A 21,847-nucleotide genomic window follows, 5' to 3' on the forward strand; every position below is an offset into this window, starting at 1 on the left:
AATCTCCGCTCTTGCCCGCCTCCCCACGGAGTGCCGCCGACCGGACGGAAACCGGCCGGCCCACCGCGCGCGGAAACCGCGCCCACCATCGCAGGCCGTACCGCAGGTCATCCGGAGGCACCCCCTTGTCCACGCCCGTCCACGACGACCCCCTCGCCAAAGAGCGCGCCCACCTCGCCGCCTCGCGCTCCGCCCTGCGCGCCATGCGGGAGGACGTCGAGTCCCTCGACATCACCGACGTCACCGCGAACTGGGTCAACGCCGCCGTGCTGGAGAGCCAGATCGAGGAGCGCATCAAGGCGCTGGCCGACCTCAGCGAGACCCCGCTGTTCTTCGGCCGCCTCGACTACCTGCACTCCCCCGGCGCCGACCAGGCGGAGGGCGCGGACGGCGAGCGCTTCTACGTGGGACGGCGGCACGTGCACGACGCCGACGGCGACCCGATGGTGATCGACTGGCGGGCGCCGGTCTCCCAGCCGTTCTACCAGGCGTCGAAGAAGAACCCGCTGGACGTCGCCCTGCGCCGCCGTTTCGGCTACACCGGCGGCGACCTCACGGCGTACGAGGACGAGCACCTGTCGGACCCCGCCGAGGCCGAGACCACCAGCAAGCTGCTCCAGCAGGAGATCGAGCGGCCCCGCGTCGGCCCGATGCGGGACATCGTGGCGACCATCCAGCCCGAGCAGGACGAGATCGTGCGCGCCGGGCTGTCCGGGTCGGTCTGCGTGCAGGGCGGCCCGGGCACCGGTAAGACCGCCGTGGGCCTGCACCGGGTCGCCTACCTCCTCTACGCCCACCGCGAGCGCCTGGCCCGCACGGGCACCCTCGTCATCGGCCCGAACCGCTCCTTCCTGCACTACATCGAGCAGGTCCTCCCGGCGCTGGGCGAGCTGACGGTCCGCCAGGCCACGGTCGACGACCTGGTGGCCCACGTCGAGGTGCGCGGCAGCGACGAGGCGGCGACGGCGGTGATCAAGGGTGACGCGCGGATGGCGCAGGTGCTGCGGCGCGCCCTGTACTCGCACGTCACCCTGCCCACCGAGGGCGTCGTCGTGGTGCGCGGCTCGCGGCGCTGGCGGGTCACGGCGTACGAACTGGAGGAGATCGTCCGCGAGCTGCTCGCCCGCGACATCCGCTACGGCGCCGCCCGCGAGGCCCTTCCGCAGCGCGTCGCGCACGCCGTGCTGGTGCAGATGGAGCGGGCGGGCGAGGCGCCGGACGACCGGGTGCAGAACGCGGTGGCGCGCAACGCCGCCGTGAAGGCGATGGTGAAGACCGTCTGGCCGCAGGTCGATCCCGCCAAGCTCGTCCTGCGCCTGCTGACCGACGCGGACTTCCTCGCCCAGCACGCGGACGGCGTCCTCACCGAGGAGGAGCAGAAGGCCGTGCTGTGGGTGAAGCCGGCCCGCTCGGTGAAGTCCGCCAGGTGGTCACCCGCCGACGCCGTGCTGATCGACGAGGCCACTGACCTGATCGAGCGCACCCACTCCCTCGGGCACGTCGTCCTCGACGAGGCGCAGGACCTCTCCCCCATGCAGTACCGCGCGGTGGGCCGGCGCTGCTCCACCGGCTCGGTGACCGTCCTGGGCGACCTGGCGCAGGGCACGACTGCGTGGGCGACCCGCAGCTGGGCCGAGGCACTGGCCCACCTGGGCAAGGACGGGGCGGTGGTCGAGGAGCTGACGGCCGGTTTCCGCGTGCCGACGGACGTGATCGCGTACGCGTCCCGGCTGCTGCCGCACATCGCGCCGGGGCTGACGCCGGTGGCCTCGATCCGTGAGAACCCGGGATTCTTCGACGTCCGGGGGACGGACGCCGGTACGGCGGACGTGGTGAAGGCCTGCGCCGAGCTGCTGGAGCGGGAGGGTTCGGTGGGCCTGATCGCCGCCGACGCGCGGGTGCCGGAGCTGGCGGCGGCCCTCGGGTCGGCGGGCATCGGCTTCGTCGGCCCCGGCGAGGAGACCACTCGCTCCACCCGTCTGACCCTGGTCCCGGCCTCGCTGGCCAAGGGCCTGGAGTACGACTACGTGATCCTGGACGAGCCGAGGGCGGTGGTCGACGGCGAACCGGACGAACGGACGGGTCTGCGGCGGCTGTACGTCTGCCTGACCCGCGCGGTGTCGGGCCTGATCGTGACCCACGGGGCGGACCTGCCGCCGCAGCTGCGGTAGCTGCGGGCAGTCGTGCCGCTGGGGCGGCACGGGTGGGCGCAGCGGCGCCCCGCCACGCCGGGCTGCCCCCCGCAAGCACCAACGCACCCGCACCGACTAACCCACCGCTCAGCCCCCCAGCGCCCGCCGCCACTCCCCGACCGCCTCCGCGGAAACCGGCCCGCCCCACCCGGAGGGCCGCGCTGCCCCGCCGATGTGGAAGCCGTCGATCCCCGCGTCCAGCAGCCCCGGCACGTGCTCCAGCCGCAGCCCGCCGCCCACCAGGAGCTGCTGCTCGTACCCCGGTTCCCCCCGCCGCCGCGCCTCCGCCAGCAGCACGGTCAGCCCGTCGTCCACCCCGCCGGCCGCACCGGCCGTCAGGTACGTGTCCAGCCCGGGGAAGTCCGCGAGCTGCTTGCGCAGGGCGTCCCGGTTCGCGGCGCGGTCGATCGCGCGGTGGAAGGTCCACCGGCATCCCTCCAGCACGGCGGCGACCCGCTCCACCGCCGGGAGATCGACGTCACCGTCCGCGTCGAGGAACCCGAGCACGAACTCCGTCGCCCCGGCCTCCCGCATCCGCCCGGCGACCCCGACCAGCCGCTCGACGTCCCCGGCCGCGAAGCCGTCCGCCAGCCGCAGCATCACCCGCAGGTCGATGTCGACGGCGGCGCGGATCGCGGCGACGGTCCCGGCCGACGGGGTGAGCCCGTCGGCCGCTATGTCGGTGACCAGTTCGAGGCGATCCGCGCCTCCGGCCTGGGCGGCGACCGCGTCCTCGACGTCGAGGGCGATCACCTCCAGGACTGCACGCTTGCTCATGGGACCCCATTCGTCGGCCTGCTACAGGTCTAGTCCAATCCAGACTACGCCCCGCAGACGGGCCAGGGCTCCCCCACGCCGCCGCCCGGCGCCGCCCGGCCGGTCAGCGGCTCAGCCGTCCAGCCGCCGGAACAGGTTCAGCTCCTCCGCCTCCACCCCGGCCAGCTCGTAGCCGTTGCCGTCCTCGACCGCCCGGCCCGCGTACAGCCGCACCAGCGTCGGCGCGTCCCCGATGAACCGTCCCGGCGGCCGCTCACCGCTCACGCCGCCCAGCTTCAGCGGCTCGTCGACGTCGTCGAGGTCGGCGTGCAGCGGCACGTGGCCGCGGTCGCGGGTGAGCGTGCCCAGCAGCGCCAGCGCCTCGGTCAGCCCGCGCCCCGCGTACGCCCCCGGCTCGCCGAGGGCCACCCGTACGTCACCCGCGTGCACCCACTCGCCGAGAGCCAGCAGGTCCAGGGCGCCGCCCGCGCGGCCGATCACCGGACCGGCCTCGGTCATGCCGCGTTCCAGCTCGTCGATGACCCGGGCGTTGGGCCAGTCGGCGCGTTCGGCGATGTCGCGGTCGTTGGACTCGGGCGAGAAGACGCCGTCCTCGAAGCGCTTCTCCACCGCCCGCATCAGCGCGGAGGAGCAGTGCGCCAGCACGTCCCGCACGGTCCAGCCGGGACACGCGGCCACCGGCAGCGCGAAGTCACCGTCCGTCCGGGACCGCAGCAGCGGGACCAGTTCGTCCCGCTCGATGGCCAGCAGCCGCCCGGGGCGCTCGGGGTCGCGTACGTCGTGCACGTCAGCAGGAGTCGTCATGACTCCACGTTAGGGGCGCGACCGGCCCGCGGTCAGCGTGCCGTCAGGTCGTCCAGTTCGGCCGCGAACAGGAGCGCCGGGTCGAAGGACATGCCGGTGAAGTGACCGGCCAGCTCCAGGGACAGCACGCCGTGCAGCCGGGTCCAGAAGGACAGCGCCCGGTGCAGGGCCGCGGGCGGAGCCGGATGCCCGTCCGTCCACTGCCGGTGGCCTTCGAGGTGCGCGTCGAACGCCGTCGCCCCCTCGCCGCCCCCGTCCCCGTCGTACGGCAACGCGGCGCAGGCGTCGAGGATCACGGCCATGGTCTCGGAGGCGATCCGGGTGACGTCGGCGGGCGCGTGGTAGCCCGGCACGGGGGTGCCGAAGACCAGGAAGTACCGCTGGGGGTCGGCGAGCGCCCACGCGCGCATGGCGTGCGCCAGCCCGGCCAGGTCGGCGCCGGAGGCGGCGGCCTGGCGGAAGGTGTCGGCGAGGCTCCGGTAGGCGTCCGTGACGAGTTCGGTGATCAGCTCGTCGCGGCCGGCGAAGTAGCGGTAGAGCGCGGGCCCGCTCATCCCCATCCGCTTGGCGATCGCGTTGAGGGAGAGCGCGGAGGCACCGGCCGCGGCGATCTGCTCCCGCGCGTGCTCCTTGATCTCGGCGCGCACCTGGGCACGGTAGCGCTCACGCGGTGTCTCGGTGCGCGCCCGCGTCATGGTCCGCCGCCCTCTCCGTCCCTGCCCGGCTGCCTCGGCCACCTCGACTACGGAGTCAAGATTCAGTTAGAGGCTATCACCGCGGTCGCTCGCCTCCCCGTTGCGACAATGAGCCCATGGCCGACCTCGACGCCCTGCGCTCCCGCTGGCTGCACGCCCTTCTCCCGGCACGCGACGGCGCCTGCCACCCCGATCCCTACCGGTACGCCGACAACCTGCTCGCCCGCTGGCAGGAGCCGCAGCGGCGCTACCACACGCTCGCGCACCTCACGGCGGTCCTCGACCACATCGACGCACTGGAAAAGTACGCCGACGACCCGGCCGTGGTGCGGCTGGCCGCCTGGTTCCACGACGCGGTCTACCTACCCGACCGGTCCACCAACGAGGAACGCTCGGCCCGGCTCGCCGAGCGCGCCCTGCCCGAGGCCGGCGTCCCGGCCCGGAAGACCGCCGAGGTGGCCCGGCTGGTCCGCCTCACCGTCACCCACGCCCCGGCCGAGGACGACCGCGACGGGCAGGTGCTGTGCGACGCCGACCTGGCGGTCCTCGCCTCGCCCCCGTCGGCGTACGCCGCGTACACGGCGGCCGTACGGCAGGAGTACCACTTCGTCCCGGACGACGCCTTCCGCGCGGGCCGCGCCGCGATCCTGCGCCAGCTCCTCGACCTGCCCTCTCTCTTCCACACCCCGCACGGCCGCCGCGAGTGGGAGGCGACCGCCCGCTACAACCTCACCGGCGAGCTGGAAATGCTGTCGCCCGGCGGGGAGGCGGCCCCGTAGCCTGCCCCGCATGCTGACCTTGGGCGGGGAACAGGTGGAAGAGGCCGTCGCGGGCGCCGTGGCGCCGCTGCGGACGGCGACGGACCGGGACTGGACGGCGGTGCGGGCCGGCCGGACGGACTGGGACTGCCGGCAGACGGCCGAGCACATCGCGGGCGTCCTCATCGCCTACGCGGGCCAGCTCGCCGGACGCGCCACGCAGGCGTGGGTCCCCTTCGACATCACCCTCGACGACGGCACCGGCACCGAAGACGTCCTGCACGTCGTCGAGACGAGCGGCGCCCTGCTCGCCGCCACCCTCCGCACCACCCCGCGCGAGGTCCGCGCCTTCCACCCGTACCCCTTCCGCAGCGCGAACCGCGAGGGCTTCGCCGCGATGGGGATCACCGAGGTACTGCTCCACACGCACGACATCGCCGAGGGCCTGGGGCTCGCCTACGCCCCGCCCGCCCGGCTCTGCGCGGACGTCCTCGCCCGGATCTTCCCGCACGTCCGTCCCGGCACCGACCCCTGGCGCACCCTGCTGTGGGCCACCGGCCGCGGCGACCTGCCCGGACGCCCGGCGGTCACCGAGTGGCGCTGGCGCAACAACCTGGTGATCGACGCAGACCGCCTCACCCTCCAGGGCGTCACCCCCGCCGCGGCCGCCGACCTGGCCGCGGGCGGCGACGGTGGCTTCGCGTGGGTCGAGGGCGGCCCCTACGAAGGCACGAGGGTCGGCGCCGGGTTGCTGTTGAAGGCGTACGAGGCGGGGGTGCACCGCCCTGAGTGGGGTGTCTTCACGCTGGTGCGCCGCGAGGACGGCCTCGCCGTCGGCGGCATGGGCTTCCACGGGCCGCCGGACGAGGACGGCCGGGTGGAGGTCGGCTACGACCTCGCCGAAGCCGCCCGCGGTCACGGCTACGCCACCGAGGCCCTGCGCGTGCTCTCGACGTGGGCGCTGGCCCGGGACGAGGTGACGTCCGTGTTCGCGACGACCGAGCCGGACAACACCGCCTCGCAGGCCGTGATCGCCCGCGCCGGTTTCCGCCGGGTCGCGGTCGCCGGCGCCGGGGCGGACACCGGACAGCACGCCTACGAACTGCGCGGCTGACCGGCACCCTCGCCGGCGCCCTTGCGCCGGCGCAGTCCCGCCCCGTGCAGCAGCCGCACCACCTCGCGGCTGCTGACCTCCCGCGCACCGGCGGACACCGCGTCGGCGTACCGCTGGGCGGGGATGTCGTAGTGGTCGCGTTCGAAGGCGCGGCGCGGGACGCCCAGCCGCTCGGCGAACGCGTGCAGTTCGGCGTAGGAGACGTCGCTGACCAGGTGCGACCACATGCGGCCGTGGCCCGGCCAGGTCGGCGGATCGATGTAGACGGTCACCGCGGCGTCCTCAGGAGGGCAGCGGGCCGCCGCCGGCCGCACCCAGCGAGCCGACCGCCGCGACCTTCACGCCCGCCTTGCCGCACACCCAGTGCGGGTCGGGGCCCAGCTCCGGTTCGACGTCCAGCGCGTGCGGGTCGCCCGAGCCGCACACCGGGCACAGCGGCCACCGTCCGTACCGCTCCAGCAGGGCGTCCTGCACGTCCTGCGCGACCAGCCCGGCCACGAACTCGGCGCCCTCGGGCCACTGTTCGACCCACCAACGGCGCTGTGCGACGGACTCCTCCACCAGCGACACGACGTCCGGCTCGGCGACCTGGCCCGCCACCAGGTCGGCGAGCACCAAGGCGCGCGCGGCGTGCAGCGCCTGCTCCAGGGGGCTGATGGGGTCCATGCACCCATTGTGCGCACTCTTGACCCACGGACCGAAACGAAAATATCTTTCACAAGTGACCGATGACGTGAAGGAAACTTTCGCCTCTCCTCCCGCTCCCGGCGCACTGGCGGCCAAGGTGCGCACGCTGGCACCGTCGATGACCCGGTCCATGCAGCGGGTCGCCGAGGCCGTCGCGGGCGACCCGGCGGGCTGCGCGGCCCTCACGGTCACGGGACTCGCCGAGCTCACCGGCACCAGCGAGGCGACGGTCGTACGCACCGCCCGGCTGCTCGGCTACCCCGGCTACCGGGACCTGCGCCTCGCCCTCGCCGGTCTCGCCGCCCAGCAGCAGTCCGGCCGCGCGCCCGCCATCACCACCGACATCGCGGTCGACGACCCGATCGCCGACGTCGTGGCCAAGCTCGCCTACGACGAGCAGCAGACCCTCGCCGACACGGCGGCCGGCCTGGACACCGTCCAGCTCGGCGCGGCCGTCACCGCGCTCGCCGCCGCCCGCCGCACCGACGTGTACGGCATCGGCGCTTCCGGGCTGGTCGCCCAGGACCTCACGCAGAAGCTGCTGCGCATAGGGCTGATAGCCCACGCGCCCGGCGATCCGCACCTCGCCGTCACCAACGCGGTGCAGTTGCGGGCCGGGGACGTCGCCATCGCGATCACGCACTCCGGTTCGACCGGGGACGTGATCGAGCCGCTGCGGGTCGCCTTCGAGCGTGGCGCGACGACCGTCGCCGTCACCGGGCGGCCGGACAGCCCCGTCACGCAGTACGCCGACCACGTGCTGACCACGTCGACGTCCCGGGAGAGCGAGCTGCGGCCGGCGGCGATGTCGTCGCGGACGAGTCAGTTGCTGGTGGTGGACTGTCTGTTCGTGGGGGTGGCGCAGCGGACGTACGAGGCGGCTGCGCCGGCGCTGGCGGCGTCTTACGAGGCGTTGGCGCATCGGCATGGGGCGCGGGGGAGACCGTAGGGGGTGATCGCCGTGCGCGACCGCGGGTCCGTCGGGGCTGGTCGCGCAGTCCCCCGCGCCCCTTGGGACGCCGCACTGCCCAGCATCGAGATCGAACCGAAAGAGCCGCACCCATGACTGCCACCCCCCATCAGCCTGACCTCCGTTCTCAGCTGGCGAGCCTCACCACCGAGGCCTTCCGGCCCGAGCTGGCCGAGATCGACCGGTTGCCCACCCTGGACATCGCCCGCGTGATGAACGGCGAGGACGCCGCCGTGCCCGCCGCCGTCGCCGAACGGCTGCCCGAGATCGCCGCCGCCGTGGACGCGATCGCCGCCCGGATGACGCGCGGCGGGCGGCTGATCTACGCGGGCGCCGGTACCGCCGGCCGGCTCGGGGTGCTGGACGCCTCTGAGTGCCCGCCCACCTTCAACACGGCCGCCGGGCAGGTCGTCGGCCTGATCGCGGGCGGCCCGGAGGCCATGGTGACCTCCGTCGAGGGCGCCGAGGACTCCGCCGAACTGGCCCGCGCCGACCTCGACGCCCTCGGCCTCACCGCCGACGACTCGGTGGTCGGCGTCTCCGCGTCCGGCCGCACGCCCTACGCCGTCGGCGCCGTCGAGCACGCCCGCGCGCAGGGGGCCCTGACCGTCGGGCTGGCCTGCAACGGCGGCAGCGCCCTGGCCGCCGCCGCCGAGCACGGCATCGAGGTCGTCACCGGTCCCGAGCTGATCACCGGCTCGACCCGGCTGAAGGCCGGTACGGCGCAGAAGCTGGTCCTCAACATGCTGTCGACGATCACGATGATCCGCCTCGGCAAGACGTACGGGAACCTGATGGTCGACGTCCGCGCCTCCAACGAGAAGCTGCGCGCCCGCTCCCGCCGCATCGTCGCCCTCGCCACGGGCGCCGCCGACGACGAGATCGAGCGGGCCCTGACCGCGACCGGCGGCGAGGTCAAGCACGCGATCCTGACCCTGCTGGCCGATGTGGACGGCCCGACGGCCGCCCGCCTTCTGGAGGACTCCGGCGGCCACCTGCGTGCCGCGCTGGCGGCGACGAGAGGCTGACCGCACGCTCGGGGAGTGATCAAGGATCCCCACTCCACGGCCGCCGCCCTCCTCCCCCTGGTCGGCGGCCCCGCCAACGTCACCTCGGTCGCCCACTGCGTGACCCGCCTGCGCCTGGGCCTGGCCGACCGCTCCCGGGTGGACGACGAGGCGCTGCGGGCGCTGCCCGGGGTGCTCGGGGTGGTGGAGGACGGCGAGTCGTACCAGGTGGTGCTGGGTCCGGGAATCGTCGGCCGGGTGACGGAGGCCTTCGAGGCCCTGCTGGCGGCGGACGCCCAGGCGCACCACGCGCCGCCCGGCACGGCGGACGCCCTCGCCCGGCGCGGCGCCGAGCTGAGGGCGCGGCAGAAGGCCCGCAACGCGACCCCGCTCAAGACGGCCCTGCGCCGCGTCGCGAACATCTTCGTCCCCCTCATCCCCGCCCTCATCGGCTGCGGCATCGTCGCCGGCCTCGCGGGCCTGCTGACGAATCTGCGCTGGCTCCCCGGCCTCACCCCCGCCCTGACCGCCCTCTCGGCCGCCTTCATGGCGCTGATCGCGGTGTTCGTCGGCCACAACACGGCGAAGGAGTTCGGCGGCACGCCCGTGCTGGGCGGCGCGGTGGCCGCCGTCGTCGTGTACCCGGGCGTGACGAAGGTGACGGCGTTCGGGGTGGCCCTCGCCCCCGGCCAGGGCGGCGTCCTCGGCGCACTGGCGGCCGCCCTGCTCGCCACCCGCGTCGAGAAGTGGTGCCGCGCCCGCCTTCCCGGCACCCTGGACGTCCTGCTCACCCCCGCCCTCACCGTCCTGGTCCCCGGCCTGGTCACCCTCTACGCCCTCATGTACGCGGCCGGCGAGGCCGCCACGGCCATCGGCACGGCCGCGAACTGGCTCCTGACGACCACGGGCGCCCTGGCCGGCCTGGTCCTCGGCGGCCTCTTCCTCCCCCTGGTGATGCTGGGCCTCCACCAGGCCCTCATCCCCATTCACACCACCCTCATCGAGCAGCAGGGCCACACCGTCCTGCTCCCCATCCTGGCCATGGCGGGCGCGGGCCAGGTCGGCGCGGCGGCGGCGGTCTACGTCCGCCTGCGCCACGACACCTCCCTCCGTACGACGATCAGATCGGCGCTCCCGGCCGGTCTCCTCGGCGTCGGCGAACCCCTGATCTACGGCGTCTCCCTCCCCCTCGGCCGCCCCTTCCTCACCGCCTGCGTCGGCGGCGCGGCGGGCGGCGCCTTCGTCGGACTGTTCGCGATGCTCGGCACGGACGTGGGGGCGGCGGCGATCGGCCCGTCCGGCTGGGCACTGTTCCCGCTCCTCGCGGGTGGCGGAGGCTGGGCGGTGACGGCGGGGGTGTACGGCGGCGGGCTGCTCACCGGATACGCGGCCGGCTTCCTGGCCACGTTCTTCTTCGGTCTTCCCGACGGCGCGGTCCGCCCCGTGTGCGACCCTGAGAAACATGAACCACGCCCAGCTGACCGCCCTGGGCCGCGCCCTGCGTCTCCTCGGTGAGCACGGCGAGGCCCTGGGCACCGACACCCCGGACGCCAAGCTGCACGAGGTCCGCGCGGACCTGAAGCGGGCGCTGGACCTGCTGGAGGAGAGTGTCGAGACGGCGGCCCCCAGCACCCGCTGCCCCGAGCATCCGAACGGCCCGGTCGACAAGGCCGCCCCCGACCTGTGCCTCCTGTGCGAGACCCGCCGCCGCTCCGCCCGCCGCGCCGAGTACAACGGCGGCCCGCTCCCCGCCCGGCCCATCACCGAGCCGGTCCAGACCCGCTACGGCGTCCGGGGCGACCGGCCGCAGCCGCAGCAGCGCTGGCTGCCCGAGCTGTGGAACGGCCAGGCGTGGCAGCTGTGCGGCACCCCGCGCCGCGACCGCCGCGAGGCCGAGCTGTACATCGCGGCCCAACTGCGCGCGCCCCGGGCGGCGATGGCGTACCGGCTGGTCCACGAGTTCACGGACTACGAGGTGCTGCGGGTGTGGGGGACGCCGGTACGGGTGGACATCGAACCGATGGGCGGCCTCTGAGCAGCGCGACCCCACACTACTCCGCACGTAGTACTGTACCCAGAGTGGTTTGAGTCTGATCAGTACCGCACCCGGAGTGATGACCATGGTGAGACGGAACGACCAGCGCCGCGCCGCCCTCGTCGACGCGGCCATCGAAGTGCTGGCGGCGGAAGGCGCCCGGGGCCTGACCTTCCGGGCGGTGGACACCGCGGCCGCCGTGCCCGCCGGCACCACGTCCAACTACTTCGCCAACCGCGACGACCTGCTCACCCAGGCCGGCGCCCGCGTCTACGAACGGCTCCACCCCGACGAGGCCACCATCACCCGCCAGCGCACGGCAGGCCGCGACCGTGACACCTACGTCGCCCTGATGCGCGAACTCGTCGACCGCATCGCCTCGTTCCGCACCGGCTACCTCGCCCTGCTGGAACTCCGCCTGGAGGCCACCCGCCGCCCCGGCCTGCGCGCCGTCCTCACCGAACGCATTCGCGCCGACGTCGCCGCCAACGTCTCCTACCACGAGGCGTCCGGCCTCCCCGGCGACGCGACGGCCGTCAAGCTCCTCTATCTCGCTCTGAACTGGCTGATCGTCGAACAGCTCACGCTGCCGGACGTCTTCTCCCAGGAGGAACGGGACGCGTTGGTGGCCGCCGCCGTCGAACGCATCGTGGCGCCGGACTGACTGGCCCCGCACGCTGCCCTGATTGGCCCTGTGCAGCCGGGCCCGCATCAGCTCCCCGGGCTGCGCGGCGCCACCTACCGGCCGCAGCCGTACGTCACGGCCGCCGTGCGCCACAGAAACCGGATCGTCATTCAGGTGCTGCCGCCGTCTGGACTGGCACAAGTCCAGCTACAGCGGGGCAGCGGTGGCAACTGTGCAGAGGTCGCCGACGGAGTCCCCGGCGTCGTGCCGGTCCGGGACAGCAAGGCGGCTGCCGGGCCGGTGGTCGTCGTGGGGTCGGCGGCCTGGACGGAGTTCGTACGCACCGTCGGGGCCGCCCGCTTCCTTGCCAGTGTCGTGCCTCCGCGACCCGAGTAAAGGGCGCTGCGCGTCGCCTTCGGCGATCGGCCTGCGGCCGACCCTTGACTCGGCTCGCTCCACCACGGGTCAGAAGCGAGCGAGCGGCCCGGAAACACGGGTGGCCGAGCCGGGTTCACGATCAACCGCCCCCTGCGTACCCACCCGGCGACGGCGGAACGCACCAGCGCCTCGCCAGCACGCCGCCTCGGCTCAGCGGCTCACCCCCGGTGGGCGGTACCGGTCACATGCGCCGCCCCAGCGCCGTAGCCGCACGCCACACCGTCCCAGCGGCCAACCCGAGCGGGCACCACAGAACCACCCCCCGGACCACCCTCCAAAAACGGATGACACTTCACCCCGAAGTGTCATCCATTTCCCAGACCACCCCCGACCCCAGCCTCCCCGCCCTCAATCCACTCCCCATTCCTCCTCACCACCCACCCGCCGGTCGCCGCTAAACCCACGCGGCGTGCCGGCGAGACGCGGACGCGCCCCCGCACGCCCGGCGCGTACGCAGCCGACGGAAGGGACCGACATACGCCGGCCACCCGCCTTCCTCCGGCCGCCCGCACGCTTCTCACCCGTGCTGGAGCGAGCCGAGTCAAGGGTGACCCGAAGGGTCATCGCCGAAGGCGACGCGACCGCAGGGAGCGCCCTTTACTCGGCTCGCGGAAGCACGACACTGACCAAGAAGCGGGCGGCCCCACGGCCACTTGCTCACGCCCCCGGCACCAGCAGAGGCAACGCAGCGAACTCGTACCCCTCCCACAGTCGCCGCGACGCCTCCTCCGGGTACGGCGCGACGGCCGGCTCCGCGTCCAGGACCTGGACCAGGCGCCGCTGCGTGTCGTACGCCGGCCAGCCGGGGTCGCCGGTGCGGGCGAAGGACGCCCAGGAGGACCGGAACCGGGAGGACAGCGCCTGCGCCTCCGCCGACGGTTCCGCGCCCTCGAAGAGAAGCAGGCCGAGGTCGGCCCCGAAGGTGCCGAAGAGCAGGGGTATGTCCAGGGCGTGGCACGCGCCGAGGGCACCGCCGCTGCCGGGGGCCGGCCAGGTCAGCTCGTAGACGTGGGAGCGGCCGCCGCCCGCGAGGTGGGCCTCGGCCAGGTGCAGGGACGGCATGGCGAACAGCCAGTCGGTCTGGACGCGTTCGTAGAGGTCGTTCGCGGACCAGTCGGGGTACGCCGCGCGGTAGGCCTCCTCACCGCCCGGCGCGTACAGCCGCAGCGCCTTGCCCGCGCGCTCCTCACCGATCGAGCCCAGCTTGCCCGCCATGGCGGTGAACAGGCGGTTCTCGTCGCGGTTGTGGCCGACGACCAGGTCGACGTCACGGGACGCGCCGGCCGCCAGCGCCTGCCACGGGGTGACCGGGAGGACGTCGCCGTCGACAACCGGGGAGTACGGGGTGGAGGTGGGCGCGGCCTGGCCCCAGCGGTCGAGGTACTGGGACATCCTCGGGGTGAGGGTCTGGCCCGCCTTGACCAGCTGGGCCGGTTCCACGGCGGCCAGGTCGGCGACGGTGGGGCGCAGGCCCAGTTCGGCGGCGAGGACGGTGCCGATGTCGCGGGCGAGTTCGTCCGAGAAGAAGGTGCCCGGCACGCTCTGGGCGACGGCCCGGTGGAAGAGGCCCACGGCACGCGGCATGGCCAGGAGCGAGGCCACGGAACCGGCGCCCGCCGACTCGCCGAAGACCGTGACCTGGCCGGGGTCGCCGCCGAACGCGGTGATGTTCTCCCGTACCCACTCCAGCGCGGCCACCTGGTCGAGCAGGCCCCGATTGGCGGGGGCGCCCTCGATGCGGGCGAAGCCCTCCATGCCGACGCGGTAGTTGAGGGTGACGACGACGAGGTCGCCGTCCTCGGCGATGCGGCGGGCGTCGTAGCCGGGACTGCCGGAGTGGCCGAGGCGGTAGGCGCCGCCGTAGATCCACACCATCACCGGGCGGCGGGCGGCCGGGTCGGGGGCGGGGGTCCAGACGTTGACCGTCAGCCAGTCGTCGCCCTGGGGGAGGGCGGCGGGCGGGCCCGCGAGCCCGGTGTCCTGCGGGGGCGGCGGGCCGAAGGCGTGGGCCTCGCGGACGCCGTCCCAGGGGCGGGCCGGTCGCGGGGCGGCGAACCGGGCCCCGCCCACGGGCGGCTCGGCGAACGGGATGCCGCGGAAGACGGTCAGGCCGTCCTCCACCCGGCCGCGCACCGCACCGGTGGCGGTGCGCACCACCGGCTCCGGGACCTCGGGGTTCGTCATGGATCACTCCCTCACTGGACGCCGCTGACGGTACGTACGGCAGTAGTTGGTGATCCCACGGACTTTACGCCGCGGTGCGCCGCCGGAGCGGGCCGGGTCAGCTGAGGGTCTTCAGCGACGCCGCGTCGAAGGGGGACAGTTCGCCGAAGCGGCCGGACAGCACCTTCTGGGCCCACTGCGGGTCCTGGAGCAGCGCGCGGCCGATGGCGACCACGTCGAACTCGTCGCGCTCCATGCGGTCCAGGAGGTTGTCGAGGCTGCCCAGCGCGGCGCCCTCGCCCTGGAAGGACCCCAGGAACTCGCCCTCCAGGCCCACCGAGCCGACGGTGATGGCGGTCTTGCCGGTGAGCTTCTTGGTCCAGCCGGCGAGGTTGAGGTCGGAGTCGTCGAACTCGGGCTGCCAGTAGCGGCGCGTGGAGGCGTGGAAGGCGTCGACGCCGGCCGAGGCGAGGGGGGCGAGGATCGCCTCCAGCTCCTCGGGGGTCTCGGCGAGGCGGGCGTCGTAGGCCTCCTGCTTCCACTGCGAGTAGCGGAAGATGACCGGGAATTCGGGGGAGACCTTCTCGCGCACGGCGGCCACGATCTCGGCGGCGAAGCGGGTGCGGGAGACCGGGTCGCCGCCGTAGGCGTCGGTGCGGCGGTTGGTGCCCGCCCACAGGAACTGGTCGATGAGGTAGCCGTGGGCGCCGTGGAGTTCCACGCCGTCGAAGCCGATGCGTTCGGCGTCGGCGGCCGCGTCGGCGAAGGCGCCGATGACGTCGTCCAGGTCGCGCTGGGTCATCGCCTTGCCGGTGGCCTCGTCCTCGCCGATGCGCAGGCCGGAGGGGCCGACGGCGGGGGCGTCGGGGAAGGGCTGGTCGCCCTGCTTGCGGACCATGCCGATGTGCCACAGCTGCGGCACGATCGTGCCGCCCGCCGCGTGCACCGCCTCGGCGACCTTCGCCCAGCCGGCCAGCTGCTCGTCGCCGTGGAAGCGCGGCACGCGGTCGCTGAGCCCGGCGGAGTCGTGGCCGACGTAGGTGCCCTCGGTGACGATCAGACCGACACCGGCGGCGGCGCGGCGGGCGTAGTACGAGACCACGTCCTCGCCGGGGACGCCGCCCGGTGAGAACATCCGGGTCATCGGGGCCATCGCGATGCGGTTGGGCACGGTCAGGCCGTTGATGGTGGCCGGGCGGGCGAGGATCTGGGCGGCGCGTGAGGCGGCGTCGGCGGCGGTGACGGTCACGTGGGGGCTCCTCTGGAGGTACCGGTCGGTATGTGCATACGCATGAACCTGCCGGTGACAACGGGGCCGCCCGCCGCGCGCATTCCGGCCGCCCGGCATCAGTGACGCAGGTCACGGTGCCGAACGCCCGAGGGCGGCACCCCCTGTCGGGAGTGCCGCCCTCGGTCCGTACTGGACGGTCGATCAACCGGAACCGGTCGATCAGAAGTCCATGTCACCGCCCGGCATGCCGCCCGGAGCACCGGCCGCGGCGGCCTTCTCCGGCTTGTCGGCGATGACGGCCTCGGTGGTGAGGAACAGCGCGGCGATGGAGGCGGCGTTCTGCAGCGCGGAACGGGTCACCTTCGCCGGGTCGATGATGCCCTCGGCGATCATGTCGACGTACTCGCCGGACGCGGCGTTCAGGCCGTGGCCGACGGTCAGGTTGCGGACCTTCTCCACGACGACGCCGCCCTCGAGACCACCGTTGACGGCGATCTGCTTCAGCGGGGCCTCCAGGGCGAGCTTCACGGCGTTGGCGCCGGTCGCCTCGTCACCCGTCAGCTCCAGCTTCTCGAAGACCTGGGAGGCCTGGAGCAGGGCCACGCCACCACCGGCGACGATGCCCTCCTCGACGGCCGCCTTCGCGTTGCGAACGGCGTCCTCGATGCGGTGCTTGCGCTCCTTGAGCTCGACCTCGGTGGCGGCACCGGCCTTGATGACGGCCACGCCGCCGGCCAGCTTCGCCAGGCGCTCCTGGAGCTTCTCGCGGTCGTAGTCCGAGTCGCTGTTCTCGATCTCGGCGCGGATCTGGTTGACGCGGCCGTTGACCTGGTCGGTCGAGCCGGCGCCGTCGACGATGGTGGTCTCGTCCTTGGTGATGACGACCTTGCGGGCGCGGCCCAGGAGGTCCAGGGACGCGTTCTCCAGCTTGAGGCCGACCTCCTCGGAGATGACCTCGCCGCCCGTGAGGATGGCGATGTCGCCGAGCATGGCCTTGCGGCGGTCACCGAAGCCCGGGGCCTTGACGGCGACGGACTTGAAGGTGCCGCGGATCTTGTTGACGACCAGGGTCGACAGGGCCTCGCCCTCGACGTCCTCGGCGATGATCAGCAGCGGCTTGCCCGACTGCATGACCTTCTCCAGGAGCGGCAGCAGGTCCTTGACGTTGCCGATCTTGGAGTTGGCGATCAGGATGTACGGGTCGTCGAGCGACGCCTCCATACGCTCCATGTCGGTGGCGAAGTACGCCGAGATGTAGCCCTTGTCGAAGCGCATACCCTCGGTGAGCTCCAGCTCCAGACCGAAGGTCTGGGACTCCTCGACGGTGATGACGCCTTCCTTGCCGACCTTGTCCATGGCCTCGGCGATGAGCTCGCCGATCTGGGTGTCGGCGGCGGAGATGGAGGCCGTGGAGGCGATCTGCTCCTTGGTCTCGACGTCCTTCGCCTGCTCCAGCAGGGCGGCGGAGACGGCCTCGACGGCCTTCTCGATACCGCGCTTCAGGGCCATCGGGTTGGCGCCGGCCGCGACGTTGCGCAGGCCTTCCTTGACGAGGGCCTGGGCGAGAACGGTCGCGGTGGTCGTACCGTCACCGGCGACGTCGTCCGTCTTCTTGGCGACTTCCTTGACCAGCTCGGCGCCGATCTTCTCGTACGGGTCCTCGAGCTCGATCTCCTTGGCGATGGAGACGCCGTCGTTGGTGATCGTGGGCGCGCCCCACTTCTTCTCGAGGACGACGTTGCGGCCCTTGGGGCCGAGCGTCACCTTGACGGCGTCCGCGAGCTGGTTCATGCCGCGCTCGAGGCCGCGCCGCGCCTCCTCGTCGAACGCGATGATCTTGGCCATGTGAAGTGGTCCCTCCAGGACTGGGGGTGATTCCTTCGGACCGCGCCCGCGCCCGCGACGGACGGCTCGCCGGCCTCGTGGTTCCTTCCCCACCCGGCCCGCGGGCCTCACCGACCCGGTCCTTCGTTGTCACTCTCACCTTCAGAGTGCTAACGCCAATGATTAGCACTCGCCCCCATCGAGTGCAAGCGCCTACCGAGGATCCGCGCCCGCGCTCAGCCACCCGCGAACACGGTCGGGCCGCCGACGTCCGGGCAGACCGAAGGGCCCGCACCCCGGGTGAGGTGCGGACCCTTCGGAGAAGAACCGTTTACTTGCGGTGGCCGAACGTCTCAGGCGCTGAGGCGAACCATGTCGGCCTGCGGGCCCTTCTGACCCTGCGAGATCTCGAACTCGACCCGCTGGCCTTCTTCGAGGGTGCGGTAGCCGTCCATCTGAATCGCGCTGTAGTGGACGAAAACATCCGCACCACCGTCGACCGCGATGAAGCCGTACCCCTTCTCCGCGTTGAACCACTTGACGGTGCCCTGAGCCATGCCTAACTCCCCTATTACTGGCCCTTGCACAGATCCGCACTTCGCGGACCCGGGTCAGACCTCACCCCCCACGACTGGGGGCGTGCGCCGGAACGCGTCGACCGCGGCTGAATGTATCTGTCCAACTGCCGTCTGCAACAGGTCAATCGGACGAGAAATCTGGACGCACCCGGTCCGGAATATGGCGAGCTTTCGCCTGAATTCGGGTCAAGTCGGGTGTCACAAAGAGAACAAAAGCCGCGAAATACGCCTGCATTTTGGCTGCATCTTGTCGGGCGCAAAGCAGGAATTCGGGGCTCCGGATCTTTCGATCGGGAGCGCGTTCCCCAACTCTACCGCGCTCAATCACATGGAATTGCCCCCTCCGCTTCTCTCACGGAGGGGGCAACGGGCACTACGAGGCGTGTCAGCCGCCGGCGACCGCCGGGATGATGGAGACGCCCGCACCGTCCGGCGTGGCGGTCTCCAGGCCCTGCTCGAAGCGCACGTCATCGTCGTTGACGTACACGTTGACGAAGCGGCGCAGCTTGCCCTGGTCGTCCAGGACGCGGGCGGCGATGCCGGTGTGGTTCTTCTCCAGGTCGGCGATGACCTCCCCGAGGTTCGCGCCGTCGGCGGCGACCTCGGCCTGGCCGCCGGTGTAGGTACGCAGGATGGTCGGGATACGAACGGTCACGCTCATGCGAGGCCAGCCTCTCGGAAGGAGTCGAGGTTCGGTCGGATGGTGGCGGTGAGGCCGGTGCCGGCCACCGCGTCGAGGGTCTTGAGGCCGTCGCCGGTGTTGAGGACGACCGTGGTCAGCGACGGGTCCAGCACGCCGTCCTCGACCAGCTTCCTGGTCACGCCCACCGTCACACCGCCGGCGGTCTCCGCGAAGATGCCCTCCGTGCGGGCGAGCAGCTTGATCGCGTCGACGACCTGCTCGTCGGTCACGTCCTCCACCGCGCCCCCCGTGCGGCGCGCGATGTCGAGGACGTACGGCCCGTCCGCCGGGTTGCCGATGGCCAGCGACTTGGCGATGGTGTCCGGCTTCTGCGGGCGTACGACGTCGTGCCCGGCCTTGTACGCGGTGGACACCGGCGAGCAGCCCTCGGCCTGGGCGCCGAAGATCTTGTACGGCTTGTCCTCGACCAGCCCGAGCTTGATCAGCTCCTGCAGCCCCTTGTCGATCTTCGTGAGCTGGGAACCGGAGGCGATCGGGACGACGATCTGGTCGGGCAGCTTCCAGCCGAGCTGCTCGCAGATCTCGTACGCGAGGGTCTTCGAGCCCTCCGCGTAGTACGGCCGCAGGTTGACGTTGACGAAGCCCCAGCCCTCGCCGGCCGGGTCGCCGATCAGTTCGGAGCAGAAGCGGTTGACGTCGTCGTAGTTGCCCTCGATGCCGACCAGCTCACCGCCGTAGACGGCGGCCATGACGACCTTGCCCTGCTCCAGGTCGTGCGGGATGAACACGCAGGACCGGAAGCCGGCGCGGGCGGCGGCGGCGCCGACGGCGCCGGCCAGGTTGCCGGTGGAGGAGCAGGAGAGGGTGGTGAAGCCGAAGGCGCGGGCGGCCTCCAGGGCCTGGGCGACGACGCGGTCCTTGAAGGAGTGCGTCGGGTTGCCGGAGTCGTCCTTGACGAACAGCTTGCCGGCTTCGACGCCCAGCTCGCGGGCGAGGTTGTCGGCCTTGACCAGCTTGGTCCAGCCCGGGTTGATGTTCGGCTTGGTCGCCACGTCGGCGGGGACGGGCAGCAGCGGCGCGTAGCGCCAGATGTTCGCGGGGCCCGCCTCGATGCGTCCCCGCAGCTCCTCGGTGTCGTACGCCGAGAAGTCGTAGGCGATCTCCAGCGGGCCGAAACACTCCTCGCAGGCGAAGAGCGGGCCGAGCGGCACGCGGTGACCGCACTCGCGGCAGGAGAGCGCCGCGGCGGGGCCGAGGTCGGCCGGGGAGGCGGCGGAGGGGGTGGAAGCGGAGGTGTCGGTGTTGCTTGCGACAGTCTGCACAGCCATGTGAGGCGAGGCCCTTTCTCCTCATCTTCCTCACGACGCATCTCGCCGTGAGACGGATTTGGCACCTTCCCTAGCCGGGAGCCTCGCCACGTCCGTGTGACAAGAACCGACTGGAGGGTTGCCGGGGCTTCATCGGGCCGTATCCCTCTGCCCCTCTGGATGAGCGGTGTTCAGTTGTTGGTCACGCGGCGACCCCGGCATGCGATGGTCGCCCGCGTTGTTCAAGACTGTAACCGACGGCCATGACGGTTGAGATAGTCGTCCGAACCGCGAGATGGATCACAGAGGGAGCCACCGACCGTGCTGGAAGAAGTCGAGCGCTGGCTGGACGCACGCTCCTGGTCCGTGACGGACCGGCCGCTCCAGCGGCTCCTGGCCGCCAAGCACGCCGGCGGGCAGTCGGTCAGCGTGGTGCTGCCCGCCCTCGACGAGGAGGCGACCGTCGGCGGCATCGTCTCGGTGATCCGCCGGGAGCTGATGGAGCGGGTGCCGCTCGTCGACGAGCTGGTGGTGGTGGACTCCGGGTCGCGGGACCGCACGTCGGAGGTGGCCGCGGCGGCGGGCGCGCGGGTCGTGCACCGGGACGCGATCCTGCCGCGCATCCCGGCGGTGCCCGGCAAGGGCGAGGTGCTGTGGCGCTCGCTGCTGGTCACCGGCGGCGACATCGTCTGCTTCGTCGACGCCGACCTGCGCGAGTTCCGCGCCGACTTCGTCTCCGGCATCGTGGGCCCGCTGCTCACCGACCCGGACGTGCACCTCGTCAAGGCCATGTACGACCGCCCGCTCGGCGCGGCGCCCGGCCAGGGCGGCCGGGTCACGGAACTGATGGCCCGCCCGCTGCTCAACATGCACTGGCCGCGGCTGGCGGGCTTCGTCCAGCCGCTCGGCGGCGAGTACGCGGCCCGCCGCTCCCTGCTCGAACAGCTGCCCTTCCCCGTCGGCTACGGCGTCGAGCTGGGGATGCTGGTCGACGCCCTGCACCTGGTGGGCCTCGATGCCCTCGCGCAGGTCGACGTCGGGGTCCGCAGGCACCGGCACCAGGACGGCCAGGCGCTGGGCCGCATGGCCGCCGCGATCTACCGCACCGCCCAGCTCCGGCTGGCCCGCGGCCATCTGGTCCGGCCCGCCCTCACCCAGTTCGAGCGGGGCGCCGAGGGTTTCGAGCCGCGCACGTACTCCGTGGACACGGAGGAGCGGCCCCCGATGACGGAGATCGCGGAGTACGCGGCCCGGCGGGTGGCGTGAGGGAGGGGCCTCAGCCGGTGACGCCGTCCGACCAGCGCCAGGTGCCGCCCGAGTCCGGCTCGCAGGTCAGGTACTCGCCGCCGCGGCCGTGGGTGCTCAGGCCGCGGTGCTTCTTCGCGCAGAACTGGCCGTCGGCGTAGCAGTTGCCCGCGGGGCTGGTCAGCTCGCAGGCGCCGGTGCCTCCTCCGCTGCCGCCGGTGCCGGTGTCCTGCGGCTCGGTCGATTCGGGGGCCGGGGTCGGCTCCGGCGGGTCCAGCAGGCGTCCGGCGCAGTCCCGGCCGTCGCGGGGGACGGTGAACGTCACGCCGTCGGGGCCGTCGGTCTGCTCGCAGACCTCCTCGTCCAGATCCCAGGTGGAGGCCTGCCGCCCTGTCCCCTGCAGGTGGACGGTGTAGTCGATGTGGGCCGCCTTGGCCGCGAGCACGGCCCCTCCGACGTCCCGGCCGGTGTGGTCCCCCAGCGTGACGGCGGGCGTGGAGGGCTCGGCGCTGTCGGGTGCCTCGGGGGTGGGGCCGGGGCTCTGCGCGGCGGTGGCGGTCGCGGGCCGCTCGTCCGCCTGCGTACCGGCGCTTCCGTCGCCGCAGCCGGCCAGCGCCAGCGCGGAGGCCGCGACCAGTGCCGCGGTGGCCGCGAGTCTGCGTGTACGTGTGCGTACGGCCATGGTGCCCACCCCCCGAGAAGTTGAAATGTGCACCGCACATCCTCGGCCTGTTCACATCTTCCACACAAGTGG

General features: G+C 72.8%; 22 protein-coding genes and 1 riboswitch. Of the genes, 10 read left to right on the forward strand and 12 right to left on the reverse strand.

From position 1 onward, the window contains the following. Positions 1 to 125 precede the first annotated feature (125 nt). The gene (locus ACFW47_RS13380) at positions 126 to 2,171 is read left to right on the forward strand and encodes a HelD family protein (RefSeq protein WP_386305864.1); all 2,046 of its coding nucleotides are present in this window, start codon (positions 126 to 128) and stop codon (positions 2,169 to 2,171) included. Positions 2,172 to 2,279: 108 nt separating this feature from the next. Here ACFW47_RS13380 and ACFW47_RS13385 read toward each other — a convergent pair whose 3' ends face one another. The 3 genes from ACFW47_RS13385 to ACFW47_RS13395 form a co-directional block, all read right to left on the reverse strand. After that, positions 2,280 to 2,969: a copper homeostasis protein CutC gene (locus tag ACFW47_RS13385; protein WP_386280704.1), complete on the reverse strand. Its 690-nt coding sequence runs from the start codon at positions 2,967 to 2,969 to the stop codon at positions 2,280 to 2,282. A gap of 111 nt (positions 2,970 to 3,080) precedes the next feature. Next, positions 3,081 to 3,773 carry a maleylpyruvate isomerase family mycothiol-dependent enzyme gene (locus tag ACFW47_RS13390; protein ID WP_386280701.1) on the reverse strand — a complete coding sequence of 231 codons (693 nt, stop codon included), beginning with the start codon at positions 3,771 to 3,773 and terminating at the stop codon, positions 3,081 to 3,083. A 32-nt stretch (positions 3,774 to 3,805) separates the two neighbouring features. Then, entirely contained in the window at positions 3,806 to 4,468 is a 663-nt protein-coding gene (locus ACFW47_RS13395) for a TetR/AcrR family transcriptional regulator (RefSeq protein WP_386280699.1), read from the reverse strand. Between the two features lie 116 nt (positions 4,469 to 4,584). Here ACFW47_RS13395 and ACFW47_RS13400 point away from each other — a divergent pair, with 116 nt between their 5' ends. Both ACFW47_RS13400 and ACFW47_RS13405 read left to right on the forward strand, forming a co-directional pair. Next, positions 4,585 to 5,247 (forward strand): hypothetical protein, encoded by a 663-nt coding sequence (locus ACFW47_RS13400; protein ID WP_386280697.1) that lies wholly within the window; start codon positions 4,585 to 4,587, stop codon positions 5,245 to 5,247. A gap of 10 nt (positions 5,248 to 5,257) precedes the next feature. After that, on the forward strand, positions 5,258 to 6,340 hold the full coding sequence (locus tag ACFW47_RS13405) for a GNAT family N-acetyltransferase (protein WP_386280695.1): 1,083 nt from the start codon (positions 5,258 to 5,260) through the stop codon (positions 6,338 to 6,340). Here the strand turns inward: ACFW47_RS13405 and ACFW47_RS13410 are convergent. Next, positions 6,322 to 6,612, reverse strand: coding sequence for a DUF4031 domain-containing protein (locus ACFW47_RS13410; RefSeq protein ID WP_386280693.1), 291 nt, complete (start codon positions 6,610 to 6,612; stop codon positions 6,322 to 6,324). The genes ACFW47_RS13405 and ACFW47_RS13410 overlap by 19 nt on opposite strands. 10 nt (positions 6,613 to 6,622) lie before the next feature. Then, positions 6,623 to 7,006, reverse strand: coding sequence for a hypothetical protein (locus tag ACFW47_RS13415; protein ID WP_386280691.1), 384 nt, complete (start codon positions 7,004 to 7,006; stop codon positions 6,623 to 6,625). Positions 7,007 to 7,061: 55 nt separating this feature from the next. Here ACFW47_RS13415 and ACFW47_RS13420 point away from each other — a divergent pair, with 55 nt between their 5' ends. From ACFW47_RS13420 to ACFW47_RS13445, 6 genes are all read left to right on the forward strand, one after another. Continuing rightward, a complete protein-coding gene (locus tag ACFW47_RS13420) occupies positions 7,062 to 7,976 on the forward strand; it encodes a MurR/RpiR family transcriptional regulator (RefSeq protein ID WP_386280689.1) in 915 nt (304 codons plus the stop codon). A 113-nt stretch (positions 7,977 to 8,089) separates the two neighbouring features. Then, positions 8,090 to 9,025, forward strand: coding sequence for an N-acetylmuramic acid 6-phosphate etherase (murQ, locus tag ACFW47_RS13425; RefSeq protein WP_386305866.1), 936 nt, complete (start codon positions 8,090 to 8,092; stop codon positions 9,023 to 9,025). A gap of 15 nt (positions 9,026 to 9,040) precedes the next feature. Further along, the gene (locus ACFW47_RS13430; RefSeq protein ID WP_386305867.1) at positions 9,041 to 10,519 is read left to right on the forward strand and encodes a PTS transporter subunit EIIC; all 1,479 of its coding nucleotides are present in this window, start codon (positions 9,041 to 9,043) and stop codon (positions 10,517 to 10,519) included. Further along, the gene (locus ACFW47_RS13435) at positions 10,467 to 11,039 is read left to right on the forward strand and encodes a hypothetical protein (protein WP_386280683.1); all 573 of its coding nucleotides are present in this window, start codon (positions 10,467 to 10,469) and stop codon (positions 11,037 to 11,039) included. Before ACFW47_RS13430 ends, ACFW47_RS13435 begins: the two co-directional genes overlap by 53 nt. An 85-nt stretch (positions 11,040 to 11,124) precedes the next feature. Beyond that, the gene (locus ACFW47_RS13440; RefSeq protein ID WP_386281248.1) at positions 11,125 to 11,703 is read left to right on the forward strand and encodes a TetR/AcrR family transcriptional regulator; all 579 of its coding nucleotides are present in this window, start codon (positions 11,125 to 11,127) and stop codon (positions 11,701 to 11,703) included. Between the two features lie 225 nt (positions 11,704 to 11,928). After that, on the forward strand, positions 11,929 to 12,060 hold the full coding sequence (locus ACFW47_RS13445) for a DUF397 domain-containing protein (RefSeq protein ID WP_386305869.1): 132 nt from the start codon (positions 11,929 to 11,931) through the stop codon (positions 12,058 to 12,060). 699 nt (positions 12,061 to 12,759) lie between these two features. On the opposite strand, the gene ACFW47_RS13450 is transcribed toward ACFW47_RS13445, so the two are convergent. From ACFW47_RS13450 to thrC, 6 genes are all read right to left on the reverse strand, one after another. Further along, positions 12,760 to 14,286 carry a carboxylesterase/lipase family protein gene (locus ACFW47_RS13450; protein ID WP_386280678.1) on the reverse strand — a complete coding sequence of 509 codons (1,527 nt, stop codon included), beginning with the start codon at positions 14,284 to 14,286 and terminating at the stop codon, positions 12,760 to 12,762. A 97-nt stretch (positions 14,287 to 14,383) separates the two neighbouring features. Then, the gene (locus ACFW47_RS13455; RefSeq protein WP_386280675.1) at positions 14,384 to 15,514 is read right to left on the reverse strand and encodes an NADH:flavin oxidoreductase; all 1,131 of its coding nucleotides are present in this window, start codon (positions 15,512 to 15,514) and stop codon (positions 14,384 to 14,386) included. Between the two features lie 201 nt (positions 15,515 to 15,715). Next, a complete protein-coding gene (groL, locus tag ACFW47_RS13460; protein ID WP_386280673.1) occupies positions 15,716 to 17,341 on the reverse strand; it encodes a chaperonin GroEL in 1,626 nt (541 codons plus the stop codon). A 332-nt stretch (positions 17,342 to 17,673) separates the two neighbouring features. After that, on the reverse strand, positions 17,674 to 17,877 hold the full coding sequence (locus ACFW47_RS13465; protein WP_004929928.1) for a cold-shock protein: 204 nt from the start codon (positions 17,875 to 17,877) through the stop codon (positions 17,674 to 17,676). Between the two features lie 406 nt (positions 17,878 to 18,283). After that, positions 18,284 to 18,559, reverse strand: a complete 276-nt coding sequence (locus ACFW47_RS13470) for a MoaD/ThiS family protein (protein WP_062927577.1) — start codon at positions 18,557 to 18,559, stop codon at positions 18,284 to 18,286. Beyond that, the gene (gene thrC, locus ACFW47_RS13475) at positions 18,556 to 19,869 is read right to left on the reverse strand and encodes a threonine synthase (RefSeq protein WP_386280668.1); all 1,314 of its coding nucleotides are present in this window, start codon (positions 19,867 to 19,869) and stop codon (positions 18,556 to 18,558) included. Before thrC ends, ACFW47_RS13470 begins: the two co-directional genes overlap by 4 nt. A gap of 18 nt (positions 19,870 to 19,887) precedes the next feature. Then, a riboswitch (SAM riboswitch) is annotated at positions 19,888 to 20,035 on the reverse strand. Positions 20,036 to 20,169: 134 nt separating this feature from the next. Here thrC and ACFW47_RS13480 point away from each other — a divergent pair. Continuing rightward, positions 20,170 to 21,114, forward strand: coding sequence for a glucosyl-3-phosphoglycerate synthase (locus ACFW47_RS13480; protein ID WP_386280666.1), 945 nt, complete (start codon positions 20,170 to 20,172; stop codon positions 21,112 to 21,114). Positions 21,115 to 21,124: 10 nt separating this feature from the next. On the opposite strand, the gene ACFW47_RS13485 is transcribed toward ACFW47_RS13480, so the two are convergent. Continuing rightward, complete coding sequence (locus tag ACFW47_RS13485; protein ID WP_386305871.1) at positions 21,125 to 21,775, reverse strand: hypothetical protein; 651 nt, start codon at positions 21,773 to 21,775, stop codon at positions 21,125 to 21,127. Between the last annotated feature and the right edge of the window lie 72 nt (positions 21,776 to 21,847).

It is taken from the genome of Streptomyces sp. NPDC058796, assembly GCF_042745235.1.
In the GTDB taxonomy this organism is placed as follows: domain Bacteria; phylum Actinomycetota; class Actinomycetes; order Streptomycetales; family Streptomycetaceae; genus Streptomyces.

What these genes read in the sequence shown, in the direction of transcription:
- ACFW47_RS13385 (WP_386280704.1), bottom strand. Translation starts at nt 2,969, where the DNA reads ATGAGCAAGCGTGCAGTCCTGGAGGTGATCGCCCTCGACGTCGAGGAC.
- ACFW47_RS13390 (WP_386280701.1), bottom strand. Translation starts at nt 3,773, where the DNA reads ATGACGACTCCTGCTGACGTGCACGACGTACGCGACCCCGAGCGCCCC.
- ACFW47_RS13395 (WP_386280699.1), bottom strand. Translation starts at nt 4,468, where the DNA reads ATGACGCGGGCGCGCACCGAGACACCGCGTGAGCGCTACCGTGCCCAG.
- ACFW47_RS13400 (WP_386280697.1), top strand. Translation starts at nt 4,585, where the DNA reads ATGGCCGACCTCGACGCCCTGCGCTCCCGCTGGCTGCACGCCCTTCTC.
- ACFW47_RS13405 (WP_386280695.1), top strand. Translation starts at nt 5,258, where the DNA reads ATGCTGACCTTGGGCGGGGAACAGGTGGAAGAGGCCGTCGCGGGCGCC.
- ACFW47_RS13415 (WP_386280691.1), bottom strand. Translation starts at nt 7,006, where the DNA reads ATGGACCCCATCAGCCCCCTGGAGCAGGCGCTGCACGCCGCGCGCGCC.
- murQ (WP_386305866.1), top strand. Translation starts at nt 8,090, where the DNA reads ATGACTGCCACCCCCCATCAGCCTGACCTCCGTTCTCAGCTGGCGAGC.
- ACFW47_RS13435 (WP_386280683.1), top strand. Translation starts at nt 10,467, where the DNA reads ATGAACCACGCCCAGCTGACCGCCCTGGGCCGCGCCCTGCGTCTCCTC.
- ACFW47_RS13440 (WP_386281248.1), top strand. Translation starts at nt 11,125, where the DNA reads ATGGTGAGACGGAACGACCAGCGCCGCGCCGCCCTCGTCGACGCGGCC.
- ACFW47_RS13450 (WP_386280678.1), bottom strand. Translation starts at nt 14,286, where the DNA reads ATGACGAACCCCGAGGTCCCGGAGCCGGTGGTGCGCACCGCCACCGGT.
- groL (WP_386280673.1), bottom strand. Translation starts at nt 17,341, where the DNA reads ATGGCCAAGATCATCGCGTTCGACGAGGAGGCGCGGCGCGGCCTCGAG.
- ACFW47_RS13465 (WP_004929928.1), bottom strand. Translation starts at nt 17,877, where the DNA reads ATGGCTCAGGGCACCGTCAAGTGGTTCAACGCGGAGAAGGGGTACGGC.
- ACFW47_RS13470 (WP_062927577.1), bottom strand. Translation starts at nt 18,559, where the DNA reads ATGAGCGTGACCGTTCGTATCCCGACCATCCTGCGTACCTACACCGGC.
- thrC (WP_386280668.1), bottom strand. Translation starts at nt 19,869, where the DNA reads ATGGCTGTGCAGACTGTCGCAAGCAACACCGACACCTCCGCTTCCACC.
- ACFW47_RS13485 (WP_386305871.1), bottom strand. Translation starts at nt 21,775, where the DNA reads ATGGCCGTACGCACACGTACACGCAGACTCGCGGCCACCGCGGCACTG.